The following is a 19,777-nucleotide window of genomic DNA, read 5'->3' on the forward strand; positions in this document are numbered from 1 at the left end:
CGGCGGCCGTCAGGCGGCCGCTTGCCCGGGCAGCAGCCCATGCACCACATCGACGATGTCCTGCACGGTGCGCACCGACTTGAACGCTTCCGGCTGCAGGTTGCGGCCCAGCAACGGTTTGAGCTGCACGATCAGGTCCACGGCATCGATGCTGTCGATGTCCAGGTCGTCGTACAGGCGGGCGTCGGGCGTGATCCGCACCGGCTCGATCTCAAAGCTGTCCTTGAGGATCTTGACGATGCGATCGAAAAGTTCGTTCTTGGTCATGGCAAATCCTGGCGCCGTTACGACGGCTGGCGTGCGGCGACAAACTCGCTCAAGGCACGCACGCTGGAAAAATGGCGACGGGTCTCTTCCGAATCCGCGGACAGGCTGACACCGTACTTTTTCTGCAGGGCCAAACCAAGCTCAAGCGCGTCGATCGAGTCCAGGCCCAGCCCCTCCACGAACAGGGGTGCCTCGGCGTCGATGTCATCCGGAGCGATGTCTTCCAATGAAAGCGATGAAATGATCAATTCCTTGATCTCGTGCTCAAGTGCCTGCACGGCTTGGTTCTCCAGCGAAGTCGAAGTAATGGGCAAGGTGATCGGTCACGCGCCGGGCCGCCAAGGCATCCCCCCTGGGCGTATCGTCGGCTCCCGTCAGGAAGGGAGCGATCGGGAGATCTTCCCCGACTTCCAGCTGAACGTGAAAACGCCGTGATGGTACACGATACCATTTCTGGCCCTTGGTCAGGGTAGGCGGGGTGCAGGTGATCCGCACCGGGGTGATGTCAAACTGACCGCGTACAGCAATGTTGGCGGCCCCCCGCTGCAGCCGCGGCGGCTGGCCCGGCACGGTCCGGGTGCCCTCCGGGAAGATCACCAGGGTGCCGCCGGCGCGGACCGCGGCGATGCAGTCGTCGATCAGCCCGGCGCCGTCGCTATTGGCCACGTAGCCGGCCGCGCGCACCGGGCCGCGCATGAACAGGTTGCGGGCGACAGCCTGCTTGACCACGCAGTCGGCGTTGGGCAGCTGGGCGATCAGGAGCACCACGTCGATCAGGGTCGGGTGGTTGGCCAGGATCAGCAGACCGTTGCGCTGCAGGCGTTCCCGCCCCCGGATCTCATAGGTCATCACCCCCAGCCGCTGCATCAGCGCGACATGGCTGGCGAAACTGAATTGGACCAGCCGGCGTGCCAGCGCGCGCCGCCGCGCGGTATGCCGGACCAGCAACAACAGCGGCAACAGCAGCCCGCCCAGCAGCAGCCCGCCCAGTCCGAAGACGGCAAAGCACAGGCCGGTGCCGAACACGCGCCAGGCGTGGTCGAGGCGGGCATGCCAGCGCTCAGCCATGGCGCTGCCAGGACCACTGCTGGCCATCGGCCTGGAAGCGCAGCGCGGCATCGCCGGAGAGCAGGAACCGCAGCGCGTCCAGGCTGTGCGGCAACACGCCGGCCGGGCTGTCCTGGTCGCCGGCACCCCAGCCCAGCGACAGCCGGGTACCGGGCTTATCGGCCGCGGCCAGCCGCCAGCACCAGGCGAAATACGGGTCCGGTTCGTCGGCGAAACCGGCGTAGACCGCCGGCAGCGGGGATTCGTAGGCGATCACGCGCACTTCCGGCGCACCGTCGGCGAGCAGGCCGAAGGCCTCCACGCAGGCCGCCTCGACCGTGCCGCGCCCACCGGCCAGGGCCAGGTAGTTGCCGCGCTGGCCGCGTGCGATCGAATACAGCGCCGCCACGGCGTTGTGCACCGACAGGCCGAAGGCGGTGGGCGACATGGGGGTGTCCTGGCGCAGGGTGTCGAGCAGTTCCATCGAGCGGGCCACGTCGCCGTGTCGCGAGGCAAACACCAGCGGCACCTGGCCGGCATCATCGGGCTGCTCGCACCAGCAGGCGGCCTGGATCGCCATGCGCCCCAGCCGCTCGATGCGCCGGCGCTGCATGGCCGGCACTTCGGTCAGCGCCGGGGTGTCCTGCCCTTCCGGCACGGTGGGCGACTGCGCCCATGCCTGCCAGTCCGATTTCGTGGTCAGTCCCGGTGCCCAGGCCGACCAATCCACAACAGAGAACTCGATCATTCACGCCAACATGGTTATGGGCACCTGGAAACACGAGCCATGGCGGCAATGCGACCCGGCGCCCCCATTCCGGCCGACCCACACCTGTCTTCGACATCGTCCGACGTGCATGGGCACGCCGCGAAAGGAGCGCACGCTATCATGACACTCTCGGCACTGGCAGCTTTCACAATCTGAAATGAGTAGCACGATCCACAGCGTATCGGCCTCGCCGGTCATTTCTTCATCGCCGGGCCCCGCCCTGTTCCGTGCCTGCTACGCGCCGGCCGCCGCGCGCGAGGCCGCGTTGGCCGACCCGCGCACGTTGGCGGTGTTCGGGTTTTCCCACGGGCAGCCGCCCTGCGCGGACCCGCGCTGGCTGCAGGTACCGCTGGCGGAACATGGCCCCGCGCAGATCGAAATCTGGCAGGGCGCCGGCAAGGTCGAGCACGGGGTCCGCGACGGCGTGCGCTGGTCGGCCACTGATGCCGTGCTGTTCGGCGCGATCGAGATGGACGAGATCGACGGCGATATCGAATCGGCCGCGGCAGATTCCTACGCTCTAATGAGTAGTTTTCTGACGCACTGCGGCTTCCCGCACCTGCTGCGCACCTGGAATTATCTCGATGCGGTAACGGAAGGTGAGGGCGACCAGGAACGCTACCGGCGCTTCTGCGTGGGCCGGGTGCGGGGATTGCGCGAGCTGGACGAGGCCGCGCTGCCGGCAGCGACCTGCATTGGTCGTTTCGACGGCGTCCGCCGGCTGCAGGTGTACTGGCTGGCTGCGCGTGAACCGGGCCTGCCGCTGGAGAACCCCCGCCAGGTCAGCGCCTTCCGCTACCCCCGCCAGTACGGCCCGCAGTCGCCCAGCTTCTCGCGTGCGCTGCTGCCACCGCCGGCCACCGGCCTGCCGCTGCTGCAGTCGGGCACGGCCGCGATCGTGGGGCATGTGTCGCAGCACACCGGGTCGCTGACCGAACAGCTGGACGAGACCCTGACCAACCTGCAGAGCCTGGTGGATGCGGCCCGCCTGCAACGGCCGGCGCTGCCGGCCACGCTGGGCGCTGAATCCGTGTTGAAGGTTTACGTCCGCCGCGCGGACGACCTGGCGGCGATTGCCGCGCGGATGGCCGAACTGCCAGGCGCACCGCCGTTCATCGTGCTGCACGCCGAGGTCTGCCGGGCCGAACTGCTGGTGGAGATCGAAGGCCTGCACGGGTGAAGCGTGTGACGACCAACGGTCGTCACCTACCGGTTCCAGCCGGCCGCCGGCGAGCTCCACGGCAACCGTGCCGCGGTAGTGCCGACCGCTGGCCGGCTCCAGGCGATGTCTACCCCGAGGAGCCGGCCAGCGGCCGGCACTACTAGTGCAGGCGATGGCGTCTACCCCGAGGAACCGGCCAGCGGCCGGCACTACTAGTGCAGGCGATGGCATCTACCCCGAGGAGCCGGCCAGCGGCCGGCACTACTAGTGCAGGCGAGGGCGTCTACCCCGAGGAGCCGGCCAGCGGCCGGCACTACTAGTGCAGGCGATGGCGTCTACCCCGAGGAGCCGGCCAGCGGCCGGCACTACTAGTGGTAGCCGGCGTCCGCGCGCACCTTGCCGCGGAACACCCGGTACGACCAGGCCGTGTAGCCCAGGATCACCGGCAACAGCACCACCAGTCCGACCAGGCTGAAGCCCAGCGACGAGGCGGGCGCGGCGGCCTGCCACAGTGTCATGCTCGGCGGCAGCAGGTACGGCCACATGCCCAGCACCAGACCGATGAACCCCAGTACGAACAGGGCCAGCGTCAGCAGGAACGGCGGCAGGTCGCGGCGCGGGTGCATCGCGCTGCGCCACAGCGCCACCGCCACGGCCAAGGTCAGCAGCGGCACCGGCGACAACCACCAGAAGTTGCCGTCGCTGAACCAGCGCGCCATCAGCCGCGAGTCCAGGAAGGGCAGCCAGGCGCTGACCAGCCCCATGAACACGATCACCGCCACCACCAGCGGCCGGGTCAGGGTGCGCGCGAACGTCTGCTCGCGGCCCTCGGTCTTCAGGATCAGCCAGGTGCTGCCCAGCAGCGCATAGCCGAACACCACCGCCGCACCGGTCAGCATCGAGAACGGGCTGAACCAGCTGAAGGCGCCGCCCACGTACTGGCCGTCCACCACCTGCAGGCCCTGCACCAGCGCGCCCAGGATCACGCCCTGGGCGAACGCGGCCAGCAGCGAGCCCAGTCCGAACGCCACGCTCCACAGCCGGCGCGAACGGTGCGCCTTGAAGCGGAATTCGAACGCCACCCCGCGGAACACCAGCGCCACCACCAGCAGCAGCACCGGCAGGTACAACGCCGACAGCAGGGCCGCATAGGCCTTGGGGAACGCGGCCATCAGGCCCGCGCCGCCGAGCACCAGCCAGGTCTCGTTGCCATCCCAGATCGGCGCGGCGGTGTTCATCATCACGTCGAGCTGCTCCTCGTCCTCGGCCATCGGCGCGAGGATGCCGATGCCCAGCACGAAGCCATCCAGCACCACGTACATCAGCACGCCGAAGCCGATCACCGCGAACCATGCGACCGGCAGCCAGGTCGTCATCTCCATCTCAGCGCTCCTCCAGCGGTTCGTCGGCACCGGACAGCGGCCGCGCCGGGGTGTGGCTGCCGTCTTCGATCGGCGGCTGCTGGTCGTGCGGCTTCGGGCCGGTGCGGATGATCTTGACCAGGTACCAGATGCCCCAGCCGAACACGAACGCGTAGCCGACGATGTACACGCCCAGCGACAGTGCGGTCATCCACGCACTCTGTGGCCCCACCGCGTCGGCGGTGCGCAGCACGCCATACACCACCCACGGCTGGCGGCCCATCTCGGTGACGAACCAGCCCGACACCAGCGCGATGAAGCCGCTGGGCAGCATCCAGTTCCACCCCCGCACCAGCCAGCGCGACTGCAGCAGCCGGCCGCGCCACCACTGGAACGCCGATACCCAGGCCAGCAGCAGCATCAGCGTGCCCAGCCCGACCATGATGCGGAACGCGAAGAACACCGGCACCACCGGCGGCCGCTCGCTGGCGGGCACGGAGGTCAGCGGGTCGAAGGTTCCCTCCAGCGAGTGGGTGAGGATGAGGCTGCCCAGGCGCGGAATGGCGATCTCGAAGTCGTTGCGTTCGGCGGCCTCGTTGGGTATGGCGAACACCACCAGCGGCACGCCCTCGCCCTCGCCCTCGGCATGCCAGTGCGCCTCCACCGCGGCGATCTTCATCGGCTGGTGCTTGAGGGTGTTGAGCCCGTGCATGTCGCCCACGAAGATCTGCACCGGGACGGTCAGCGCGGCGAAGGCCACGGCGGCCAGCAGCATGGTGCGCCCGGCCTCCACATGGGTACCCTTGCGCAGGTACCACGCGCCAACGCCACCGATCACGAAACAGGTGGTGATGAACGAGCCCAGCGCCATGTGCGCCAGCCGGTACGGGAAGGAGGGGTTGAACACCACCTGCCACCAGTCCTGCGGCACGACGATGCCATCGATGATCGCGTGCCCCGCCGGGGTCTGCAGCCAGCTGTTGGACGACAGGATCCAGAACGTGGACACCAGCGTGCCCAGCGCCACCATGCACGTGGAGAAGAAATGCAGGCGCGGCGAGACCTTGCCCCAGCCGAACATCATCACCCCCAGGAAGCTGGCTTCCAGGAAGAACGCGGTGAGCACTTCATAGGTGAGCAGCGGGCCGATCACGCTGCCGGCCACCTGGCTCAGGCGCGGCCAGTTGGTGCCGAACTGGAAGGCCATGACGATGCCGCTGACCACGCCCATGCCGAACGACACCGCGAAGATCTTCTGCCAGAAGAAGTACAGCTCGCGCCAGATCGGCTTGCGGGTGCGCAGCCACTGGCCTTCCACGAACGCCAGCCAGCTGGCGGTGCCGATGGTGAAGGCCGGGAACAGCACATGGAAACTGATGACGAACCCGAACTGGATCCGGGACAACAACAACGCGTCCAAGCGACGCCTCCGCACATTCTGGAATGTGGACCAGTCTGGGCCGGTATTCGTGAAGAGGACATGCGACCGGGTGACGCGCTGCTTCAATCGGTCGCAGGTGGAGCCCAGTACAGGGTTGGCGGGTCGTTCAAGGTTGCCCGCCAACGGCAGCCACGCAGGGCGTGGCGCTACGGATTCCGCCTGGGGGAAAGCCCCCTTCTTGTTGAAGGGGGCGCGCCAACGGCGCGGGGTTTAGGTGGAATGCCATTCACAGGTCATGGGCGAAGCCCATGACCTGTGGCCCCTTCCCGGAACCCGCACGGCTGCTACGCTTGCCGGGTTTTCCTTTACGGTGCTGCCCGCAATGCCCAGAACGCTGCCCTTGTCCCTGCTGCTGCTCGCCGCCCTTGGCGGTACGGCCCACGCGGCACCGACGCCGATCACCATCGAACAGGCCATGGCCGACCCGGACTGGATCGGTCCGCCGGTCGAGAGCGCCTGGTGGTCGTGGAACAGCCAGCAGGTGGAGTACCAGCTCAAGCGCAGCGGCAGCCCTGTCCGCGATACGTTCCGCCAGCCGGTCAACGGCGGCGTGGCCAGCCAGGTCGCCGATGACCAGCGCGGCACCCTGGACGTGGACAGCCCGGTGTACGACAGCGCCCGCCAGCGCGCGGTGTTCGTGCGCAACGGCGACGTGTTCCTGCGCGACCTGCGCAGCGGCGCGCTGACCCAGCTGACCCGCAGCACCGAGAAGGCCAGCGCGGCCACCTTCGCCCGCGACGGCGGGGTGATCTGGCGTACCGGCCAGAACTGGTTCCACTGGACCGCCGCCGCCGGCGTGCAGCAGGTGGCCAGCCTGAAGGCCGAGAAGAACCCGGATGACGCGCCGAAGGCCGACGTGCTGCGCGACCAGCAGCTGCGCACCCTGGCCACGCTGCGCAACGACCGCGCCCAGCGCGATGCGCTGAAGGAGCAGGAAGCCAGCTGGCGCCGCGCCGACAGCAGCCGCGCCCCCGGTCCGGTGTACCTGGGTGCCGACGTCGAGATCGTCGACAGCGCGCTGTCGCCCGACACCCGCAGCCTGATCGTGGTCACCAAGCCGAAGAGCTTCGATGAAGGCCGTGGCGGCAAGATGCCCAAGTACGTGACCGAGTCCGGTTACGAGGAGTTCGAAGACACCCGTACCCGCGTTGGCCGCAATGATCCGGAGCCGAACGCGCTGTGGCTGGTCGACGCCGTCACCGGCACGGTCAAGCCGCTGTCGCTGGACACCCTGCCGGGCATCGCCACCGACCCGCTGGCCGCGCTGCGCAAGGCCGCCGGCAAGGACGCCCTCAAGGGCAACCGCCCGGTGCAGGTGCTGGGCGGCCCCGGCGCGCCAGGCGTGCGCTGGAGCAGCGATGGCCAGCAGGCCGCCATCATGCTGCGCGCCAACGACAACAAGGACCGCTGGATTGCCAGCGTCAGCCCGACCGAGGCGAAGCTGCAGAACCGCCACCGCCTGACCGACGCCGCCTGGATCAACTGGGGCTTCAACGATTTCGGCTGGTCCAATGACAACCGCACGCTGTGGCTGCTGTCGGAGGAATCGGGGTATTCGCACCTGTACACCCAGCAGGGCACCGCCAAGCCGCAGGCGATCACCAGCGGCAAGTGGGAAACCTCGATGCCGGTGCCCAGCGCCGACGGCCGCAGCTTCTACGTGCTGTGCAACCCGCAGTCACCGGGCGACTACGAGGTCTGCGCGGTGGACACCGCTTCGCGCCAGGTGCGTGAGCTGACCTCGCTCAACGGCGTGGAGGACTTCTCGCTGTCCCCGGATGGCCAGCAGCTGCTGGTGCGCTACTCCGGCGCCTATCTGCCCGCCCAGCTGGCGGTGGTGCCCACCGCCGGTGGCCAGGCCAAGGTGCTGACCGACACCCGCAGTGCCGCCTTCAAGGCGCGCCAGTGGATCCAGCCCAAGCTGGTGCAGGTCCCGTCCAAGCATGGCGCCGGCGTGGTGTGGGCCAAGTACTACGGCCCCGAGACCCTGGACCCGGGCAAGAAGTACCCGATCGCCATGTTCGTGCACGGTGCCGGCTACCTGCAGAACGTGCACCAGCGCTACCCGGCCTACTTCCGCGAGCAGATGTTCCACAACCTGCTGGTGCAGCAGGGCTACGTGGTGCTGGACATGGACTACCGCGGCAGCGAAGGCTACGGCCGCGACTGGCGCACCGCGATCTACCGCAACATGGGCCACCCCGAGCTGGAAGACTACAAGGACGGCCTGGACTGGCTGGTGGCCACCCAGCAGGGCGACCGCGACCACGCCGGCATCTACGGCGGCTCCTACGGCGGCTTCATGACCTTCATGGCCCTGTTCCGCTCGCCGGGCACGTTCAAGGCCGGCGCCGCGCTGCGCCCGGTGGTCGACTGGCACCAGTACAACCACGGCTACACGGCCAACATCCTCAACACCCCGGACATCGACCCGGAGGCCTACCGCGTCTCCTCGCCGATCGAATACGCCGACGGCCTGCAGGACCACCTGCTGATCGCGCACGGGATGATGGACGACAACGTGTTCTTCCAGGACTCGGTCAACCTCACCCAGAAGCTGATCGAGCTGCACAAGGACAACTGGAGCATCGCGCCCTACCCGCTGGAGCGCCACGGCTACGTGCGTGCCGATTCCTGGCTGGACCAGTACAAGCGCATCCTCAAGCTGTTCGAGGAAAACCTGAAGTGAGCCACGACGCGGCGCCGATACGGATCGTCGCCGCGGTCATCACCGATGGCACGAACCGCGTGCTGGTGGTGCGCAAGCACGGCTCGGACGTGTTCATCCAGCCCGGCGGCAAGCCCGAGCCTGGCGAAGCACCCCTGGCCGCGCTCGCGCGCGAGCTGGAGGAAGAACTGGGCGTGGCGCTGGACCCCTCCAGCGCCGTGCCGCTGGGCGCGTTCAGCGACTGGGCGGTGCATGAAACCGGCCGCCGCGTACATGCGCAGGCCTGGTGGGTGCAGGTGCAGGGCACGCCCGATGCGCGCGCCGAGATCGCCGAACTGGCCTGGGTGCCGATGCAACCGCCGCACGGGCGTCGCTTGGCACCACTGAGCGAAGACCATATCCTGCCCGCGGCCGCCCTCGCGCTCGCAACGGGCTGACGCCGCCCCCCCGTTCCCCCCCAGGACACCGGATGTCTTCGACGCTTCCCCCGCTGCTGCCCCATGCCGTTCCGCGCCCGAAGGGCAACGACACACCGGCCTTCCTCGCACCCCTGGCCAAATCCGTGCTGGTGATCTGCATCCTCTCGGCGGTGTGCTGGGCCGGCGGCGTGGTACTGGCCGTGGTGCTGTCCAAGTCGGCTTGGCTGCAGGACCTGCTGCAGGACTCGGACCTGTCATGGATGCCGCCGTCGCTGCGCTGGTTCAGTCGCCACGCCGTGGCGGTGAATGTCGCACTGACGGTGCTCAGCGTGGCCGGTGCCCTTGCCAGCTGGGGCCTGCTGCGCCGGTATCGCTGGGCGCTGTGGACGTTCATCGTGCTGCTGGTGGTCACTGCCGTGCTCAATTTTGCCGGCGCGTGGGTGGTGGACGAGGTGTTCCGCCTGCTGATGGTGCACCTGCCGCCCAACGTGGACGCCGCCGACGCGGCCCAGGTGCACCGCGAGCTGCTCATGCAGCGCGTGATCTACACGGGCATGATGATCATCACCTCGCTTGCCTTCGCCGCGTTGCACGCCTGGCTGGTGCTGCGCCTGCTGCGCCCGGATGTGAAGCGCCTCTTCGCCAAGCCGTAGAGCGAGGCCGTGCCTGGCTGCGTAGAGCCAGGCCATGCCTGGCTGCCCCTGCGCTAAAGTACCCCCATGAACGATTTCGACCGCGTACGCAGCTATCTGACCGACCTGCAGGACCGCATCTGCGCGGCCATCGAGGCCGCCGACGGCCAGGCCCGTTTTGCCGAAGACCTGTGGCAGCGCGCGGAAGGCGGTGGCGGCCGCACCCGCATCCTGCGCGACGGCGCGGTGTTCGAGCAGGCCGGCATTGGCTTCTCCGACGTGTCCGGCACGCGCCTGCCGCCGTCGGCGTCGGCCAACCGGCCGGAACTGGCGGGGGCCTCCTGGCGCGCCACCGGCGTGTCGCTGGTGTTCCACCCCCTCAACCCCTACCTGCCCACCACCCACGCCAACGTGCGCTACTTCAGCGCCGAGCGCGATGGCGTGCAGGTGGCGTCGTGGTTCGGTGGCGGCTTCGACCTGACCCCGTTCTATCCGTTCGACGAGGATGTGCGCCACTGGCACCAGACGGCGCATGACCTGTGTGCGCCGTTCGGCGAGGAACGTCATGCCGCGCACAAGCGCTGGTGCGACGAGTACTTCTTCCTGCGCCACCGCAACGAGACCCGCGGCGTAGGCGGGCTGTTCTTCGATGACCTGCACGGCGACTTCGAGCGCGACTTCGCCTACCTGCGTGCGGTGGGCGACGGCTTCCTCGACGCCTACCTGCCGATCGTGGCGCGCCGCAAGGACACGCCGTACGGAGAACGCGAACGCGAGTTCCAGCTGTACCGGCGTGGCCGCTACGTGGAGTTCAACCTTGTCTACGACCGCGGCACGCTGTTCGGCCTGCAGAGTGGTGGCCGCAGCGAGAGCATCCTGATGAGCCTGCCGCCGCGCGTGCGCTGGGAATACGGCTTCCAGGCCGAGCCCGGCAGCGCCGAAGCGCGGCTGGGCGATTACCTGGTGCCGCGGGAGTGGGTGTAGGGCAACCGTGCGCTACGACAGGTAGGCCTCCTCAAAGCCGTGGCGCGCTGCCCGCTGTACCTCCAGCTTTTGGCCGTAATGGGTTACGCGGTCATTGGCTTTCTTCAAGCTCTTTTCCGCTGCCTGGACCCGCTTTTCCGCCTTCTCCAGCCAATATTCCTTCGCATCCTCGTCGAACAAGCCGGCTCCAAGGAATGCAAGCGAATCCCTGTTCGCTGCCTCAAATGACGCGTCATCAAGCGCGCCATCAAGATTGCATCTTGCCATTCTCAACGCGTCCTGGCGTTTTTCCTGACGCTTAAGTGACTTGTTCAGTTGTTCCTCGCTCCGCTGGATCGCTTTCCCATGCGCGTTGAACATCTTGTACAGAACAGGAGGTAGCGCCACCGTTCGGACCACCCGGGACTGCACCGGTGCCTCGCAGCGCCCGGCAAACGCACTGTTTGCGATGTGTTGAGGGTGGCGCATCGCGCCGCCATTGCAGCGCTCCGTACGCATGGTTTCGGCGTAGGTCGGCGGGGGGCATTCCCATTCGGAAGACGGGGTCGGCGAGGCGCACGTCGCGACCCTGCTTGCCGGCGTCAAGGTCAAAACAGGGTAGGGCATGGGGCATGTCTCTGTGAAGCGGATACCTACAGCAGGCGCCCGTCAGGACGCTCATTGCAGCACTTCACCCATGCAGACACTTGCAGCTTCCGCTCACGCGGCCTCTCAGGTCTGCGACTTCTTCGGCACTATGGTGATGTGCCCGTTGATTTCCAGCACCGCCAGCGCGACATCGCCGATCTGCAGGCAGCCCTGCTGGCGCAGCGCAGCCTCCACGTCCGACGGCGTGACCAGTTCGCGCTTGAGGACCGAGTCGAGCAGCTTGCCGTCGCGCGCGATCAACACCGGCTCGCCTTCGACCAGCGACTCGATGCGGCGGCTGCGCGTGGTCAGCCAGCCGACGCCGTAGTTGATGCCGATCAGCGTGGCGGCCAGCAGCAGGCCACCGCCCAGCGAGGTGTCCTTGCCCAGCAGCGCGTTCTGCACCGCGTTGCCCAGCAGGACGATCAGCAGCACATCGAACGGAGTGATCTGCCCCAGTGCGCGCTTGCCGGACAACCGCACCATGCCCAGCACCACCACGTAGACCACCACCGCGCGCAGGATGAATTCCCACCACGGCATGGCCAGGTCGAACAGATCGCTCATGGAACGTCCCCGTTGAGTAGGCGTGCAGCATGGGCGCGAGGGCGCGAAAGGGGCAAGAAGGAATGGGGCGCCGATGTGCCGGGGGAAAGCAGGAAGCCCAAAATAAAAAGCCCCGCCGACCAGGGGGAGGTCAGCGGGGCCGGGGAACGGGCGCTTGGGGAGTAGCCCCCGTTCCGAGATCTGCTCCAGGGGATGGGAGAGATCCACAACAGGCATTGCGCCTGTCGGGGTCTATAAAAGCACCTCGAACATTGATAGTTCGTGAAGGCGCCCAATTAATCCGGGAGTGAAATCAGAAACATTCATCCACGAGTCAGTTTATGTGCCTGCAATGAACCAATTCAGCTAATTTGGCGTGAAATACGTCTCAATGTGCCTCATCCCAGTTATCACCGACGCCCGCATCGACCACCAGCGGAACGCGCAATTGGGCTGAAGACGACATCAACTCCACCACCTGCGCGCGCAAGGTCTCGAGAAACTCGCTTTCGGTTTCGAATACCAGTTCATCGTGCACCTGCAGAATCATGCGGGCGCGGCCGCCCTGGCCCTGCAGCCAGTCGTCCACCTTCACCATGGCGCGCTTGATGATGTCCGCCGCCGTGCCCTGCATGGGCGCGTTGATGGCGGCCCGCTCGGCCCCGGCCCGCAGGCCCTGGTTGCGGGCGTGAATGTCGTTCAGGTACAGCCGGCGGCCTTCCAGGGTCTCCACGTAGCCCTGGTCGCGGGCCTGCTGGCGCATGCGCTCCATGAAATCGCGCACCCCGGGGTAGCGGCTGAAGTACAGCGCCACGTAGTCCTGCGCCTGGCCCCGGTCGATGCCCAGGTTGCGCGCCAGGCCGAACGCGCTCATGCCGTACATCAGGCCGAAGTTGATGGCCTTGGCGGCGCGGCGCTCGTTCGGGGTGACCTCATCCAGCGCGCGGCTGAACACCTCGGCGGCCGTGGCACGGTGGACGTCCACGCCCTGCTCGAAGGCCCGCACCAGGCCCGGGTCCTCGGACAGGTGGGCCATGATCCGCAGCTCGATCTGCGAGTAGTCGCAGGCCAGGATCTTGTGCCCTGCCGGGGCCACGAAGGCGCGGCGGATGCGGCGGCCGTCCTCGGTGCGGATCGGGATGTTCTGCAGGTTCGGATCGGACGAGGACAGCCGGCCGGTGGCCGCGCCGGACTGGTGGTAGCTGGTGTGAACGCGGCCGGTGTCCGGGTTGACCATCTCCGGCAGCTTGTCGGTGTAGGTGCTGCGCAGCTTGGCCAGGCCCCGGTACTCCAGGATCACCCGGGGCAGCTCATGCTGTTCGGCAATCGCCTCCAGGGCCTCTTCGTTGGTGCTGGGCTGGCCCTTGGGGGTCTTCACCAGCGCCGGCAGCTTCAGTTCGTCGAACAGCACCGCCTGCAGCTGCTTGGGCGAATCCAGGTTGAAGGTGTGCCCGGCCAGTTCAGTGGCCTTCTGCTGGGCGGCCAGCATGCGCACGCCCAGGTCCTGGCTCTGTCGGCGCAGCTCGGTCATGTCGATGTGCACGCCGTTGGACTCGATCCGCGCCAGCACCGGCACCAGCGGCATTTCGATCTCGCGGTAGACCCTGTCCAGCGAGGGCGTCGCCAGCAGCTGCGGCTGCAGGGCGTGATGCAGGCGCAGGGTGACATCGGCATCTTCGGCGGCGTAGCGGCAGGCCTCGTCCAGGCCCACCTGCGAGAACGAGATCTGCTTGGCGCCCTTGCCGGCCACCTCCTCGAACTTGACCGTGGTGTAGCCCAGGTAGCGCATCGCCAGCGAGTCCATGTCATGGCGCGTGGCGGTGGAATTGAGCACGAAGCTCTCGAGCATGGTGTCGTCGTGGTAGCCCTGCAGGTCCACGCCATGCCGCCGCAGCACGTGCAGGTCGTACTTGCCGTGCTGGCCGAGCTTCTTCTTGCGCGGGTCTTCCAGGGCCGGGCGCAGCGCATCGAGCACCTGCTGGCGGGGCAGCTGGGCCGGCGCGCCCGGGTAATCGTGGCCGACCGGGATGTAGGCGGCCCGGCCCGGCTCGACCGCCAGGCTGATGCCCACCAGGTTGGCGCGCATGGCGTCCAGCGCGTCGGTCTCGGTATCGAATGAGATCAGCTCGGCCTCGGCCAGCCGCTGCACCCAGGCGTCGAGCTGTTCGGTGGTCAGCACCATCTCGTACTCGCCGGGCGCGGACAGCGCCGGGTCGATCGCCACCGCCGCGTCCTCCGACGGGGACCGGGCATACCCGGCGGCGGTGCCGCGCAGGCTCACCGGGGCGTCGCTGGCGCCTGCCGGTGCCGGGACCGGCCCTCCCAGCTCCTTCAGCGCCTGGGTGAAGCCATAGCGCAGGTACAGCTCTCCGAGGGCGGGCACGTCCGGATCGCGCAGGGCCAGGGTCTGCGGGCTGGACTCCAGCGCCACATCGGTACGGATGGTGACCAGCTCGCGGTTGAGCGGCAGGCGCTCGAGCGCCGCGCGCAGGTTTTCGCCGATCTTGCCCTTCATGCCCGGCGCGGCGGCCATCACCCCGTCCAGGGTCTGGTACTCGGCCAGCCACTTGGCCGCCGTCTTGGGGCCGCACTTCTCCACACCGGGCACGTTGTCCACGGTGTCGCCCATCAACGCCAGCAGGTCCACGATCTGGTCGGCGCGCACGCCGAACTTCTCCATCACCGCCGCGTCCGAGTCCATGCGGCTGCCGGTCATGGTGTTGACCAGCTCGATGCCGGGGCGCACCAGCTGCGCGAAGTCCTTGTCGCCGGTGGAGATGGTCACCGTCATTCCGTCGCGGTGCCCCTGCAGCGCCAGCGTGCCGATCACATCGTCGGCCTCCACGCCGGGAATGCGCAGGATGCTCAGGCCGAGCGCCTCGACAATGCGACACATCGGCTCGACCTGCGGGCGCAGGTCGTCGGGCATCGGCGGGCGGTTGGCCTTGTAGTCGGCATACAGGTCGTCGCGGAAGGTCTTGCCGGGCGCATCGACCACGAACGCCACGTACTCGGGACGCTCTTTCAGGGTGGCGCGCAGCATGTTGACCACGCCAAACAGTGCACCGGTGGGTTCACCGGCGGCATTGGTCAGCGGCGGAAGCGCGTGGAACGCGCGGTACAGGTAACTGGACCCGTCAATCAGGACTAATCGGCTCATGCGACGATTCTACGCGCCCGGCCACGGCCATTCTCGGCGCCGACGTCACGGACCATGGGGCATAATCAACGCCCCCCTGACCCAGGAACCACGGCCCATGAAGACTCTGTTGCTGGCTGGCCTGCTCGTGCTGGCCGGATGCGCTACCGGTGGCGGCGCGGGCCCGGTGGATGTGAGTGGCGCCGATGTGTCCAAGCGCGTGCTGGACAATGGCGACACCATCGAAGAGTTCCGGGTCGGCGGCCAGCTGCGCATGGTCAAGGTGAGCCCCTCGCGCGGCGCGCCGTACTACATGTACGACAGCGATGGCGACGGGCGCATGGACAACGACAAGGATGGCGTGTCCCCGGTGTACTGGAAGCTCTACAGCTGGTGAGTGTGAGTACGCCTGAACGCCGCCAGCCACCCGACCCCGCCGCCCTGCGTGCGGGGCTGACCCCCGAGCAGCGCCAGGCCGTGGACACGCTGGAGCATTTTGGCTGGGAACTGCGCTTCGTGCGCCGGCCGCTGTTCCGCGACCCGGTGCCGGTGCTGTTCGACCGCAGCGGCGAGCGCTATGTGGTGCTGCAGCCCGATGGCAGCCTGGATGAATCGCAGACACTGAAGCTGCGCCCGTAATGCCGGCCGCTGGCCGGCGCTACCGGATGACCAGCACCGGTACGGTGCTGCGTGCCAGTACTTCGGCGGTCTGGCTGCCGAGCAGGACGCGGGTCATGCCGCGGCGCCCGTGCGAGGTCATCACAATCAGGTCGCTGTTTCGCTCGACAGCCGTGTCGATGATGCCGTCGGCGGCATAGCGGTCCAGCACGTGCACGGTGGCGGCGCGCAGCCCCTGCGCCTCGCAGGCGGCCTTGGCCGGGGCCAGCACCTTCTGTGCGGTCTCTTCCCGGTCAGCCTTGTACTCGGGGCTGTTCATGTAGCCCACGCTCCAGCCCATGGCGTCGTACATGCCCACCGCCCACGGCTCGGAGACGGTGACGATATCGATCTCGGCGTTGAGGTCGCGGGCCAGTTCCAGGCCCTTGAGCAGGCCCTTTTCGGACAGCTCGGAACCATCGGTGGCAATCAGGATGCGCTTGTACATGGCGGGCTCCTTGGTGGGTAGTCGGGGTCACCATTGCACACCTGCCGTGCAGGCGATGCCTTGAGCGTGATCAATCGGTACCGGTCCGCGCCAGCCGGCAGCCGTCAGCGGTAGGCAACGCGGGGTCGCCCCGTGTCATCCAGGAACTCCGCCGCCCGCACGGCCGATGCCTGCTGGTCCGGCGTGCGCAACCGCGCCAGGCGCGCGCTGATCTCGTTGTCCATCTCCAAGCCCTGCCTGAAGTTTTTCAGGCTGGTCAGGCGCTGGGCGATGCGCTCGGTCTTGGCCTCGCCGACCCGTGCGGCGCGGGCCTCGGCCTCCTGGGTGGCCCGTGCCCGGGTGGATGCGCGGGCCTGTTCCGACGTCTTCTGGAACGCCAGCAATGCCGCGCTGCGCTGCAGCTGGTCGGCCGCCGCGCGCCCGGCGCGTTTGACCTCGTCGTCCGTGCGCCGGGCCGCCTCGGCAGAGGCACCGCGTTCAGCGCGCTTGCCCGCCTCCCTCTGCACGGTGCGTTGTGCCATGGACAGCGCCTGCGCGCGGCGCCCCACCTGGTCGCCCAGCGCCGGTACGTCAACCTCCGGCGGGCCGGTCCGCGCGGCATCGGACACCATCGCCTGCACATCGCTCACCGCCGTGCGGACGGCCGCGGTGAACAAGCCGTGGCGCGCCTCCGCGGACAGCGCCGGGTCGGCCAGGACCGCGTCACGGTATACCTGCGCGGCCCGCGCGATGAGCCGTTCGGCATCGTCCTGGCGCAGCGCCCACATGTCGCGTTCGTAGCGGTTGCCGGCCTCACGCTGCTGGGCCTCCATCAATTCGGCCGGCACCGGGTCGCGCGGCAGGCCGTGCTTCTTCACTGCCTGGGCCCACGCGGTCTCGACCGCCTGCGTGACCTGCCTGGACAGTGCATCGCGTTCGTCGCGGTGGATCAGCCCCACCGATGCGATGGCTTCCTGCCGCAGCCAATCCAGCTCCAGCGCGACCAGCCGCTCCGGGGCATAGGCCTGGCGCAGCGTTGCGACCAAGGGCTTCAGGGCCATGTGTTGCTGCTCGTGGGCAAGGCGGGGCTGGGCAATGCTGGCGCGCCCGCCCGGCAGGTGGCTGCGCGCCGCAAAGGAAGCGCGCGAGCGCAGCGATTTCACCTGCAGGTCGTCTGCATCCGGCCACAGCCCGCTGTGCTGCAGGCGCTCGACCCAGCCGCGCGAGGCGTTGTTGCGCAGCACCTCGGCGTAGTAACCGGGCGTGCCCGGATGCTTGGCGGTCAACAGCCCGGTGCGCAGCTGCCGGGCAGGCACGCCATGCGCTATCAGCGTGTCCATCAGCTGGATGAAGGCGATCCCCAGCTGCGGATGCCGCTCCGACCAAGCGGCCACGTTCGGCGGGTAGGCTGCCTCAGGGGTGGGTGTCAGCAACAGCGCGGCCACGTCCGCAGCCGGCAGCTGACCGGCGTCGACCAAGCGGTCCACGACCAGCAGCCAGGCATGGTTGGCCAGGAACGCCTCCAGGGTGCGCGGTGCGCGGCCCGGACCCAGCCGCAGCATGCGCTGCATGGGTTCATGCACCACCGGTGCCACCAGTGCAGCGGCGGCGGCACGGATCAGCGGCGGGCGCCCGTCCTCCCACGCGCGATCCAGCTGCTCCAACGCGTCGTGCAGCGCCTGCAGGCACTGGATTTCCGGGCAGGCGCCGTTGATGGCGGCAGCCGGTGCAGATGCGGGCTGCGCGGTGGGCGCCGCTTGCAGCAGGGCGGCGTAGGTACGCCGGACGTCTTCCACGCGGTCGGTGCCCGATCCGAGGACCGCCTGGAGGGCGTCGCTGACCTCGCGGCAGACCCGCCCGGCGCGTGCTGGATCGGCCTGCACCCAGGCTGACATCTGGGCTGGATCGAAGCGCGCCAGCATGGCGTCGCGCCGGGCGAGCATGCGTTGGGTCATGGTCGCCGCGTCCGGCCACGCCGATGCGTCAGCATCGGCTGGAGCCGGCCAGTGCCGCTCCAGCACCGTCGCAATGGCGGCTGCCGGCAACAGCGACAGGCGGTAGCCCATCTCGGCCAGGGTGTCGGCAACGCCGGGCGTGGGCGCCACCGGTGGCCGGAACATTGCGGCGATGCTTTCCGACTGGAAACCGTAGGGCCAGCGGGTGGTGTCATGCAGCGCACCGGGATCGTCGTTCAATGCATCGAACCGCGCCACACCGTCGGTAAACGCCGGTGGGATCGGAAACAACGACCCGGGCCGCTGCAGGATGGCCACCTCGCCACTGAGCTGCTTGGGCAGCATCTGGCCGGTGTGCAGACTCCGGAAGCCCAGCGGTCCGCAGGAACCGAAGTCCAGCGACATCCCCACGTGCTGGCCGTCGCGTTCGGTGTACCCGAAGTTTTCCAGCCGATAATTGAGATGGTCCCAGTTGTCCAGCCAACGCGACGCGATGTAGTGGCGCAGCTGCTCGCAGCGCATGGCCTCGGGCAGCATGCCGTTCATCGCCTCCAGTGCGTCAAAGCGCAGGCGGTCGTTGGCCGCGTGCAGGGCGGCGTCGGCCTCGCCCAGGGCCCACCATTCGACACCCGCGTGGTGCAGCAGCGTGGCATTGGCCGCGATGGCGCCGGCGTGCTGCGCCTGCAGCGCCACGTACGACCGTCGCGATGATGGTGTCGCCTCGGCCACTGCGGCCACGGCCGCGTCGCTCGCAAGGAAATCGCCCAGATCCTGGAAACCCGGTTCGTAGCGCGACCCGACGCCGTCGCCCGACGTGGGCAGGCCGGCGAGCGGCTCCACCAGCTCGGTATCCGGCGCCAGCAGGCCGGTGAGCTGGAACAGCTTTCCCAAGGTGACTTCCATCGCGCTGCTGCGACCGTCGGCGGTTGCCTTGATCCGCCACGCGTCCTCGCCGCGCATGACCATGACCGCCTTCTGGCTGCCCGCGCCCTGCCAGGGCGTTGCCTTGCAGCCGGTGAAGTCCAGGCTCGGTCGCTTTGTCGAGGGCGCATTGCGCACGTCGGATATCACCACACTGGGCGGTGTGTCGTGCAAGGCAGTGCGGTCGTCACCTGGGTGTGGAAGACACGGCAGCGACGCTCTCCTGTGTTCGATGCTGCTTATCAATTTTGGCGTGCCTGATTGATGGGGCACGGACACTACCAGCCAGCCCTGCCCTGCAGACCTCGGACTGGTTGCAAACCCGCGCGGCCGCCACTGCCGCAGGCCGTCCCTCCCCGGTCGCTGGAGGGCGCGCTGCGGGCGCCTACGGTCGCAGCTGGCGGGATCGCCGTACCCGCGATGTCGCAACCGGCAAGATGACGAGGGCGATCACGACGGCGGCCGTCCACATCTCCCAGCTGCCCAGCACGCCCGTCGGTGGCGTGCAGCGCAGCCGCAGCAGGTCAACGCTGCCGCCCGCGCCCAGGCATGCCGCCGCACGTTCGAACAAGGCCAGCACCGGCGCCGCCCAGCCCGCCGACAGCGTCAGCGCGACCAGTGCAGTCAACAGGTACGGGATTCCCTTGTTCATGTGCGTGCTCCCAGCAGACAGCGCCAGACTCTGGGCGCGTGGCCGGGGTCGCACAAGCCGCACGCGACGAAGCGTGTGAAATCCGGGATGAGTCGCGTTTCAC

Annotated in this window: 19 protein-coding genes; 7 read left to right on the top strand and 12 right to left on the bottom strand. The window is 68.3% G+C overall.

Annotation, left to right across the window (positions count from 1 at the left end; genetic code table 11):
- Positions 1-9: 9 nt before the first annotated feature.
- The 4 genes from AC3ITN_RS18945 to AC3ITN_RS18960 are packed head-to-tail and all read right to left on the bottom strand — an operon-like array spanning position 10 to position 2,062.
- Positions 10-267, bottom strand: a complete 258-nt coding sequence (locus tag AC3ITN_RS18945) for an acyl carrier protein (RefSeq protein WP_313347476.1) — start codon at positions 265-267, stop codon at positions 10-12.
- Between the two features lie 17 nt (positions 268-284).
- Positions 285-545, bottom strand: a complete 261-nt coding sequence (locus AC3ITN_RS18950) for a phosphopantetheine-binding protein (RefSeq protein ID WP_102946212.1) — start codon at positions 543-545, stop codon at positions 285-287.
- Complete coding sequence (locus AC3ITN_RS18955; RefSeq protein ID WP_489391525.1) at positions 532-1,335, bottom strand: lysophospholipid acyltransferase family protein; 804 nt, start codon at positions 1,333-1,335, stop codon at positions 532-534. The genes AC3ITN_RS18950 and AC3ITN_RS18955 overlap by 14 nt, the downstream gene beginning before the upstream one ends.
- Positions 1,328-2,062 carry a beta-ketoacyl synthase chain length factor gene (locus AC3ITN_RS18960; RefSeq protein WP_313347472.1) on the bottom strand — a complete coding sequence of 245 codons (735 nt, stop codon included), beginning with the start codon at positions 2,060-2,062 and terminating at the stop codon, positions 1,328-1,330. Before AC3ITN_RS18960 ends, AC3ITN_RS18955 begins: the two co-directional genes overlap by 8 nt.
- A 178-nt stretch (positions 2,063-2,240) precedes the next feature.
- On the opposite strand from AC3ITN_RS18960, the gene AC3ITN_RS18965 reads away from it, so the two are divergent.
- Positions 2,241-3,263: a chorismate transformation FkbO/Hyg5 family protein gene (locus AC3ITN_RS18965; RefSeq protein WP_489391526.1), complete on the top strand. Its 1,023-nt coding sequence runs from the start codon at positions 2,241-2,243 to the stop codon at positions 3,261-3,263.
- A gap of 350 nt (positions 3,264-3,613) precedes the next feature.
- On the opposite strand, the gene cydB is transcribed toward AC3ITN_RS18965, so the two are convergent.
- Together cydB and AC3ITN_RS18975 are read right to left on the bottom strand one after the other, a co-directional pair.
- Complete coding sequence (gene cydB / locus AC3ITN_RS18970) at positions 3,614-4,627, bottom strand: cytochrome d ubiquinol oxidase subunit II (RefSeq protein ID WP_313347468.1); 1,014 nt, start codon at positions 4,625-4,627, stop codon at positions 3,614-3,616.
- 1 nt (position 4,628) lies between these two features.
- Entirely contained in the window at positions 4,629-6,026 is a 1,398-nt protein-coding gene (locus AC3ITN_RS18975; RefSeq protein WP_489391527.1) for a cytochrome ubiquinol oxidase subunit I, read from the bottom strand.
- A 343-nt stretch (positions 6,027-6,369) separates the two neighbouring features.
- Here AC3ITN_RS18975 and AC3ITN_RS18980 point away from each other — a divergent pair, with 343 nt between their 5' ends.
- The 4 genes from AC3ITN_RS18980 (at position 6,370) to hemF (ending at position 10,750) form a co-directional block, all read left to right on the top strand.
- Entirely contained in the window at positions 6,370-8,736 is a 2,367-nt protein-coding gene (locus AC3ITN_RS18980) for a S9 family peptidase (protein WP_313347464.1), read from the top strand.
- Positions 8,733-9,152, top strand: a complete 420-nt coding sequence (locus AC3ITN_RS18985) for an NUDIX hydrolase (protein WP_489391528.1) — start codon at positions 8,733-8,735, stop codon at positions 9,150-9,152. Before AC3ITN_RS18980 ends, AC3ITN_RS18985 begins: the two co-directional genes overlap by 4 nt.
- 32 nt (positions 9,153-9,184) lie before the next feature.
- A complete protein-coding gene (locus AC3ITN_RS18990; RefSeq protein WP_489391529.1) occupies positions 9,185-9,787 on the top strand; it encodes a hypothetical protein in 603 nt (200 codons plus the stop codon).
- A 66-nt stretch (positions 9,788-9,853) separates the two neighbouring features.
- Entirely contained in the window at positions 9,854-10,750 is an 897-nt protein-coding gene (gene hemF / locus AC3ITN_RS18995; protein ID WP_489391530.1) for an oxygen-dependent coproporphyrinogen oxidase, read from the top strand.
- Between the two features lie 12 nt (positions 10,751-10,762).
- Here hemF and AC3ITN_RS19000 read toward each other — a convergent pair whose 3' ends face one another.
- The 3 genes from AC3ITN_RS19000 to polA form a co-directional block, all read right to left on the bottom strand.
- Positions 10,763-11,356, bottom strand: a complete 594-nt coding sequence (locus AC3ITN_RS19000; RefSeq protein WP_489391531.1) for a hypothetical protein — start codon at positions 11,354-11,356, stop codon at positions 10,763-10,765.
- 105 nt (positions 11,357-11,461) lie between these two features.
- Positions 11,462-11,944 carry a DUF421 domain-containing protein gene (locus AC3ITN_RS19005; RefSeq protein ID WP_489391532.1) on the bottom strand — a complete coding sequence of 161 codons (483 nt, stop codon included), beginning with the start codon at positions 11,942-11,944 and terminating at the stop codon, positions 11,462-11,464.
- Positions 11,945-12,311: 367 nt separating this feature from the next.
- Positions 12,312-15,083, bottom strand: coding sequence for a DNA polymerase I (gene polA, locus AC3ITN_RS19010; RefSeq protein ID WP_489391533.1), 2,772 nt, complete (start codon positions 15,081-15,083; stop codon positions 12,312-12,314).
- Positions 15,084-15,180: 97 nt separating this feature from the next.
- On the opposite strand from polA, the gene AC3ITN_RS19015 reads away from it, so the two are divergent.
- The gene (locus tag AC3ITN_RS19015) at positions 15,181-15,459 is read left to right on the top strand and encodes a DUF2782 domain-containing protein (protein ID WP_313347449.1); all 279 of its coding nucleotides are present in this window, start codon (positions 15,181-15,183) and stop codon (positions 15,457-15,459) included.
- A gap of 2 nt (positions 15,460-15,461) precedes the next feature.
- Positions 15,462-15,701 carry a hypothetical protein gene (locus AC3ITN_RS19020; RefSeq protein ID WP_313347447.1) on the top strand — a complete coding sequence of 80 codons (240 nt, stop codon included), beginning with the start codon at positions 15,462-15,464 and terminating at the stop codon, positions 15,699-15,701.
- A 19-nt stretch (positions 15,702-15,720) separates the two neighbouring features.
- Here AC3ITN_RS19020 and AC3ITN_RS19025 read toward each other — a convergent pair whose 3' ends face one another.
- The 3 genes from AC3ITN_RS19025 to AC3ITN_RS19035 form a co-directional block, all read right to left on the bottom strand.
- Positions 15,721-16,167: a universal stress protein gene (locus AC3ITN_RS19025; protein ID WP_313347445.1), complete on the bottom strand. Its 447-nt coding sequence runs from the start codon at positions 16,165-16,167 to the stop codon at positions 15,721-15,723.
- Positions 16,168-16,271: 104 nt separating this feature from the next.
- Positions 16,272-19,160, bottom strand: coding sequence for a hypothetical protein (locus AC3ITN_RS19030; RefSeq protein ID WP_489391534.1), 2,889 nt, complete (start codon positions 19,158-19,160; stop codon positions 16,272-16,274).
- Between the two features lie 247 nt (positions 19,161-19,407).
- The gene (locus AC3ITN_RS19035; RefSeq protein ID WP_489391535.1) at positions 19,408-19,674 is read right to left on the bottom strand and encodes a hypothetical protein; all 267 of its coding nucleotides are present in this window, start codon (positions 19,672-19,674) and stop codon (positions 19,408-19,410) included.
- Positions 19,675-19,777 lie beyond the last annotated feature (103 nt).

The organism is Stenotrophomonas sp. KH_036_B (assembly GCF_057839485.1).